This window comes from Finegoldia magna (genome assembly GCF_018371055.1).
Lineage (GTDB): Bacteria > Bacillota > Clostridia > Tissierellales > Peptoniphilaceae > Finegoldia > Finegoldia magna_I.
The window spans coordinates 1-6226 of the sequence record NZ_JAGYZD010000092.1 but is presented as its reverse complement, the minus strand read 5'-3'; the positions used below and the strand labels follow the sequence as shown (position 1 = coordinate 6226).

The window sequence follows — 6226 nt, the reverse complement described above, 5'->3', positions numbered from 1 at the left end:
AATTACCTATATGCGGGTGTAGCTCAGTGGTAGAGCCCCAGCCTTCCAAGCTGGTTGCGAGGGTTCGATTCCCTTCACCCGCTCCAATTAAGCACCTATAGCTCAGCTGGATAGAGCAACGGACTTCTAATCCGTGTGCCGGAGGTTCGAATCCCCCTAGGTGCGCCAATAATAGTGGGGTGTCGCCAAGTTGGTAAGGCACAAGACTTTGACTCTTGCATTCCACAGGTTCGAGTCCTGTCACCCCAGCCAATACGGTTCATTAGCTCAGATGGTAGAGCACCTGACTTTTAATCAGGGTGTCCCGGGTTCGAGTCCCGGATGAGCCACCAAATGTGGAGAGGTATCGAAGTGGTCATAACGAGGCGGTCTTGAAAACCGTTTGGGGGCAACCCCGCGTGGGTTCGAATCCCACTCTCTCCGCCATTTTTAATTACTTTATTTAGGAGAAATACTCAAGTGGCTGAAGAGGCTCCCCTGCTAAGGGAGTAGATCCTTAACGGGATGCGAGGGTTCAAATCCCTCTTTCTCCGCCAAGAATATATGATTTATTCTTGGGCCTTTAGCTCAGTTGGTTAGAGCGCCCGGCTCATAACCGGTAGGTCCCGGGTTCGAGTCCCTGAAGGCCCACCAATTTATTTCTTGATTTATTCAAGAAATATTTTTTTATAATGTTGAAATCATTTCCTAAATAAAGTACGTGCCCAGATAGCTCAGTCGGTAGAGCAAAGGACTGAAAATCCTTGTGTCGCTGGTTCGATTCCGGCTCTGGGCACCAAGGGGATTAGTTCAGTGGTAGAACGTCGGTCTCCAAAACCGGATGCCAGGGGTTCAAGTCCTCTATCCCCTGCCACAACTTAACGGCTTGGTTCTATGTGTTATTAGACATTGAATCAAGCCGTTTTTATGTTTTATATATTTAATCTACGATAATAAAACGTAACAATTAACGTAACAATTTTTTATGAGATTATATATTTTCAGTGTAAGTAAAATTTATAATACGTAAATTATGTATTGTTTTATAAAACAACTATAATTTAAAATATATTCATAAATGATAGGGCATAGAGATTTAGTTTAATTGGTAAAATGTCAGACTCCGAATCTGAAGGATGAAGGTTCGATTCCTTCAATCTCTGCCAAATAAAAAAGATAGCTAATTTTAGCTATCTTTTTGAATGTCATTAAGTTCAATATCAAATCTGCTTATTTATGCAGATTTGATATTATATTGTTTTATTTTTTTGGTGTTTTGCCTGTTTCATTATCATTATGAATTTCTCCAGGTTCAATTTTTCCATTAGTTATTGAATAAGATTTACCTTTTAACTCTTCACTTGCTGGAACTTTAGGTACACTTTTGATATATTCTCCTTTAACAAGGTCTTGCAAATCTCCAGGTAATTCACCATCATGATCTTGACTATAACTTTCCACAGCTGTTTCTAATACTCTTACGTTTGCATTGTGGGCAGTTATAGCTGCTTTTTCTTTTTGGTTTTTGTAGACTGGGATAGCTATTGCTATAAGTATTGCAAGGATAGCTAATACAACCAATAATTCAAGTAATGTAAATCCTTTTTTCTTCTTTTTTAAAGATTGTAGTTTCATGATTTCCTCCAGTTATTTATTATTCTACTTACTTTTATTATAATCAAAACCAAGGATTATTCAATACAAATAATTAAATATTTTTAAATCTATTCAAAAATCAATTTTTTGGCCAAATTCCTATAAAATACAATTAGTGGGCCGGATAAAAATCCTAAAAATATAGTACCTATTCCTATTTTTTCTCCAAATAATAGACCAACCACTATGCATATTATGTCTAATACTATCCTTGTATATTTATATGATAAATCTTTTTTTACAACATTGTCTACAACATAGGGCATAGCGTCATAAGCACTGGCACCCAGGTCAGCTTCCAAGTAAATTCCAACTCCTATACTCATAATATTTATTCCAATTATCAATAGAATAAAGTTAACCCAAAATTTGTCAGTATCCATAAATTTTAGTAGCATATACGAAAAATCAGCACTGTATCCTACAGTCGCCATATTTATGACTGTTCCAAGTCCGATAGATTTTCTGTGGCCTAAAAATACAATAACAATTAATATGAAATTGGTAACAGTAATTACAGTTCCAAAATCTTTATTCAAAAAATCAGAAAATCCACTGTTCATAAAACTAAGAGGATCTACACCTAATTTTGAAAGTCTGAGTATTCCGATACTAAATCCGATTATTAAGTTTCCTAATATTGCAAACAATATTTGTTTTGTCCTTTTATTCATTAAAAATCTCCATAAGTGTGTATTTTACTAATTCTTTAATATTATCATAAATAAATTCATCATTTATGACTAAAGGGTAGTAATTGTTTATTAAATTATAATTGTTTTCCATACTTGTCATTGCGCATTCCACAAAATCATCTTCAATGTACCCTTCATGCAAACTCAAACTTAAAGTCATAAACATTCCCTGTGATTTGATTTGAGTTGATTCATACATTGCATCAATTTCCATTTTATTATCTGTAATCAAACTAATTTCTAAGTTATTTTTTATTTTCTTAATATCATATAGCAAATATCTAACGAAATTTGTGTACACATCAAATGTATCACAATTTTCTTCAAAGAAATTCTTCATATAATTGTAAAGTTTTATCTTAAAACTCATTGATGTTTTGGCACATTCTATTAATTCATCTGAAATACGATTCGATTTTGAGAACTTTTTATATAATTTCACAGATTTTGATTTATCATCTAAATTAATATCGAATAATTTTGATGACAAATCTTTTGCTTTAAGTGAAGTGAATTTTGAATTGTAGTAATTTCTAATTAATTTTTGCAAGTAAATAAAATTATTAATGACATCAAATTCTGTGTATTTTATTATTTTTGTATTTATAAATTTTACGTCAAATTCACTAAAGCAAATAATTTGTTTGTATTGTATGATTTTATAAGCTGATTTTATAATTTTTTCTTCAGTTTCATTATTTGTTGAGTAAAAATTATAGTATCTATCATTTGTAAATATGTTTATAAGATAAATGTGGTTTTTGTGAGGATCGATTCCTGTTGTTTCTATATTTATAATAGCCTGATTTTCATTCATTTTATCACCATTTCCATTATACTATTATTTTGGTAAATTTTCTCTACATGTTATAATATTAGTATGATTTTAAATAGAAATGAAGGGATATAATGATATATTTAGATAATGCTGCTACTACAAAAGTGTCGGAAAATGCAGTAAAAGAAATGGTTAATGCAATGACTGTTGATTTTGGTAATCCTTCAAGTTTGTACGATTTTGGAATGAGAGCTGAAAAACTTGTTACTGATTCAAGAAATACAATCGCAAACTTATTAAATGTAAGATCAGAGAATTTGTTCTTTACATCTTGCGGAACTGAGGGTAATAATATTTCAATCAATGGTAGTGTTACAAATGATAAAAAAGAAGAATTTATAACTACAAATATCGAACATTCTTCTGTGTTTAAGACTTATAATAAATTGAAGGAAAATAGGACAGTTCATTTTGTAAATGTAAGTGATGATTTTAAAGTCGAAGATATTATTGATTTGATAAATGAAAAAACACGTTTAGTTTCAGTTATGCATGTTAATAATGAAACTGGTAAAATTCTTCCAATTACAGAATTGGGGAAAAAAATTAAAGAGAAAAATCCTAATACTTTGTTTCATGTTGATGGGATTCAAGGTTTTGGCAAAATTAAATTGGATATTAATGAAGCGAAGATTGATTTCTACACAATTAGTGGTCACAAGATCCACGCTCCAAAAGGAATTGGTGCGATTTTCATAAGAAATCCTGAAAGAGTAAAGCCTCTTATAATAGGTGGATCACAAGAGTCTGGAATTTCTCCGGGAACTGAAAATGTAGCGGGAATTGTGGCATTGAAATGCGCAAGTGAAGAAGTTTTTTCAAAAATTGATGAGACTTACGACAGATTATACAAGATGAAGTCATATTTGATGGATGAGTTATCAAAAATTGATGGTGTGTATTTTAATTCCAAACTAGAAGGATACAGTCCATATATTACGAACGTATGCTTTAATTACATTAAGAGTGAAGTTTTGCTACATTATTTGGAACAAGATGGAATTTATATTTCTACTGGGAGTGCATGTAATGGTTCCAAAAAATCAAGAATTATCCAAAGTATTAACACACCTGATGAGTTTTCAGATGGATGTATAAGAATTTCATTTACTGATGATACGCCTGAGGATGTACTGGATATATTTGTTGAGAAATTAAAGCTTAGATTAGAAGATATTAGAGATATTATGAGGAGATAAATGTTAGATTGGTATATATCGGTTAGTTTTGGAGAACTAACATTAAAAGGAAAGAATAGACACACTTTCGAAAAACGTGCAATAAGTAAGATTTTGGATGCGATTTCTGATTATAAAATAGAAGAATACTATCAAGAACAAGGTAAGTTGTACATCAAGGCTGATGTCAATGATTTTGATGAAATGATAGACAAAATTAAAAAAGTTTTTGGAATTGTGTACATTAGTCCTTGCATAAAATGTGAAAAAACGGTTGAAAGTATGCAAGACGGGGTATTAAAGATAATAGAAGGTAAAATTATCGAAGACAAACTTCAAACTTTCAAAGTTGATGTTCATAGAGTTGACAAGAAATTTGAACCAAAATCGCCAGAATTGAATCCGCTTTTAGGTGGCACGATATTAAAAAAATACGGAAATTATGTTAAGGTTGACATCAAAAATCCTGACTTTTTTGTTTATGTAGACATTAAGGATAATTGTTATGTTTACACGGATAGAATAAAAGGATGGGGAGGTCTTCCAATTGGAAGTTCTGGAAGAGGTTTGTTGTTATTATCAGGTGGTATAGATAGTCCTGTTGCTGCTTTTCTAATGGCAAAAAGAGGAGTTCGTGTGGATTGTTTGCACTTCCACAGCTACCCATTCACAAGTCAAAGAGGGTTTGAAAAAGTTAAGCAATTAGCAGAAGAAGTTTCTTATTATACTGGTAATATTAACTTTTATTCTGTGAACTTGCTTCCAGTGTACAAAGCTATCACCAAAAACTGCAAGGAAAGAATGATGACTATCATTTCTAGAAGATTTATGATGAGAATTGCAGAAAGAATTGCAAATGAAAACAAAATTGACGCTTTGATTACAGGAGAAAGCTTGGGTCAAGTTGCAAGTCAAACTATTCAAGGAGTTTCAGTTATCAACGAAGTTACAAGTCTTCCTATTTTAAGACCTTTGATTGCAAGTGATAAAACAGAAATCATAGAAATAGCAAGAGAAATAGGAACTTACGAAACATCAATTTTGCCTTTTGAAGATTGTTGCACGGTGTTTACGCCAAAAAGACCAGTGACTAAACCAAGAATTTACGATGTCAAAAGAGAAGAAGAAAACCTAGACATTGAAGCCTTGGTTCAAGAATGTATAGATAATATGGAATTAATTAAGATTAGACAATAGGAGGAAGTATGAAAAAAGCAGGAGTTATTATAGGGATTATTGTTGTGTTAGCATTATTATTAGTGCCACAATACAACGGATTAGTTCAATCAAAGGAAAATGTGAACGAAGCATATGCACAAGTTCAAAACGTTGTTCAAAGAAGGGCGGATTTGATTCCAAACTTGGTTAACACAGCAAAAGGATTTGCAAAGCATGAAGAAGATGTATTCATCAAAGTATCTGAAGCTAGAGCTGGTGTAAAAAATGCCAAAGATCCAGAAGAATTAGCAAAAGCAAATGATGAATTGACAAGTGCATTAAACGGTATGAATGTTGTTGTAGAAAGATATCCTGAACTAAAATCAGATACCCACTTTACACAACTTATGGATGAATTAGCAGGTTCAGAAAACAGAATCGCTACAGAAAGAAAGAATTACAACACAGTTGTAAAATCATACAATCAAAAAGTTAAGAGATTCCCAACAGTAATATTTGCTAGATTAATGGGATTTAGCTCTGAAAAATACTTTGAAGCAGATGCTTCAGCACAAAAAGCACCACAAGTTAACTTTGAATAGGACAAATAAATAATGAGAAAACAATTTAGATTGATATTCTCATTTGTTTTAGCTTTTTTATTAATTTTTAATGTAAATGCTTTTGCCCAAGATTTGCCGAAATCACCGGATACTTTTTAT

6 protein-coding genes and 10 tRNA genes are annotated in these 6226 nt (G+C 32.1%); 13 read left to right on the top strand and 3 right to left on the bottom strand.

The genetic code is table 11. The features are described 5' to 3' along the window. Positions 1-12 precede the first annotated feature (12 nt). The 10 genes from KHW44_RS05230 to KHW44_RS05185 all read left to right on the top strand — a co-directional run bounded on the left by KHW44_RS05230 (position 13) and on the right by KHW44_RS05185 (position 1145). A tRNA-Gly gene (locus tag KHW44_RS05230) sits at positions 13-86 on the top strand. Positions 87-91: 5 nt separating this feature from the next. Then, positions 92-168: transfer RNA gene (locus KHW44_RS05225), tRNA-Arg, on the top strand. A 7-nt stretch (positions 169-175) separates the two neighbouring features. After that, positions 176-252 (top strand) — tRNA-Gln (locus KHW44_RS05220). 4 nt (positions 253-256) lie between these two features. Then, a tRNA-Lys gene (locus KHW44_RS05215) sits at positions 257-332 on the top strand. Between the two features lie 5 nt (positions 333-337). Further along, positions 338-426: transfer RNA gene (locus KHW44_RS05210), tRNA-Ser, on the top strand. 19 nt (positions 427-445) lie between these two features. Beyond that, a tRNA-Ser gene (locus KHW44_RS05205) sits at positions 446-536 on the top strand. A gap of 20 nt (positions 537-556) precedes the next feature. Next, positions 557-633, top strand: a tRNA-Ile gene (locus tag KHW44_RS05200). A gap of 69 nt (positions 634-702) precedes the next feature. Further along, positions 703-778 (top strand) — tRNA-Phe (locus tag KHW44_RS05195). Next, positions 779-853: transfer RNA gene (locus KHW44_RS05190), tRNA-Trp, on the top strand. Positions 854-1069: 216 nt separating this feature from the next. Then, positions 1070-1145, top strand: a tRNA-Arg gene (locus KHW44_RS05185). Positions 1146-1239: 94 nt separating this feature from the next. Here KHW44_RS05185 and KHW44_RS05180 read toward each other — a convergent pair. From KHW44_RS05180 to KHW44_RS05170, 3 genes are all read right to left on the bottom strand, one after another. Next, positions 1240-1614: a prepilin-type N-terminal cleavage/methylation domain-containing protein gene (locus KHW44_RS05180; RefSeq protein WP_304066821.1), complete on the bottom strand. Its 375-nt coding sequence runs from the start codon at positions 1612-1614 to the stop codon at positions 1240-1242. 89 nt (positions 1615-1703) lie between these two features. Further along, positions 1704-2309 carry a hypothetical protein gene (locus KHW44_RS05175; protein ID WP_304066817.1) on the bottom strand — a complete coding sequence of 202 codons (606 nt, stop codon included), beginning with the start codon at positions 2307-2309 and terminating at the stop codon, positions 1704-1706. After that, positions 2302-3147 (bottom strand): ribonuclease H-like domain-containing protein, encoded by an 846-nt coding sequence (locus KHW44_RS05170; RefSeq protein WP_304066814.1) that lies wholly within the window; start codon positions 3145-3147, stop codon positions 2302-2304. The genes KHW44_RS05175 and KHW44_RS05170 overlap by 8 nt, the downstream gene beginning before the upstream one ends. A gap of 92 nt (positions 3148-3239) precedes the next feature. On the opposite strand from KHW44_RS05170, the gene KHW44_RS05165 reads away from it, so the two are divergent. The 3 genes from KHW44_RS05165 to KHW44_RS05155 are packed head-to-tail and all read left to right on the top strand — an operon-like array spanning position 3240 to position 6106. Next, positions 3240-4367, top strand: coding sequence for a cysteine desulfurase family protein (locus tag KHW44_RS05165; protein WP_294685601.1), 1128 nt, complete (start codon positions 3240-3242; stop codon positions 4365-4367). Beyond that, complete coding sequence (thiI, locus tag KHW44_RS05160; RefSeq protein WP_294685603.1) at positions 4368-5543, top strand: tRNA uracil 4-sulfurtransferase ThiI; 1176 nt, start codon at positions 4368-4370, stop codon at positions 5541-5543. It begins immediately after the preceding gene. A gap of 8 nt (positions 5544-5551) precedes the next feature. Then, complete coding sequence (locus tag KHW44_RS05155; RefSeq protein WP_094208446.1) at positions 5552-6106, top strand: LemA family protein; 555 nt, start codon at positions 5552-5554, stop codon at positions 6104-6106. Positions 6107-6226 lie beyond the last annotated feature (120 nt).

Excerpts from the sequence above, each read along its gene's own strand:
- KHW44_RS05180 (WP_304066821.1), bottom strand. The coding sequence starts at position 1,614 with ATGAAACTACAATCTTTAAAAAAGAAGAAAAAAGGATTTACATTACTT.
- KHW44_RS05175 (WP_304066817.1), bottom strand. The coding sequence starts at position 2,309 with ATGAATAAAAGGACAAAACAAATATTGTTTGCAATATTAGGAAACTTA.
- KHW44_RS05170 (WP_304066814.1), bottom strand. The coding sequence starts at position 3,147 with ATGAATGAAAATCAGGCTATTATAAATATAGAAACAACAGGAATCGAT.
- KHW44_RS05165 (WP_294685601.1), top strand. The coding sequence starts at position 3,240 with ATGATATATTTAGATAATGCTGCTACTACAAAAGTGTCGGAAAATGCA.
- thiI (WP_294685603.1), top strand. The coding sequence starts at position 4,368 with ATGTTAGATTGGTATATATCGGTTAGTTTTGGAGAACTAACATTAAAA.
- KHW44_RS05155 (WP_094208446.1), top strand. The coding sequence starts at position 5,552 with ATGAAAAAAGCAGGAGTTATTATAGGGATTATTGTTGTGTTAGCATTA.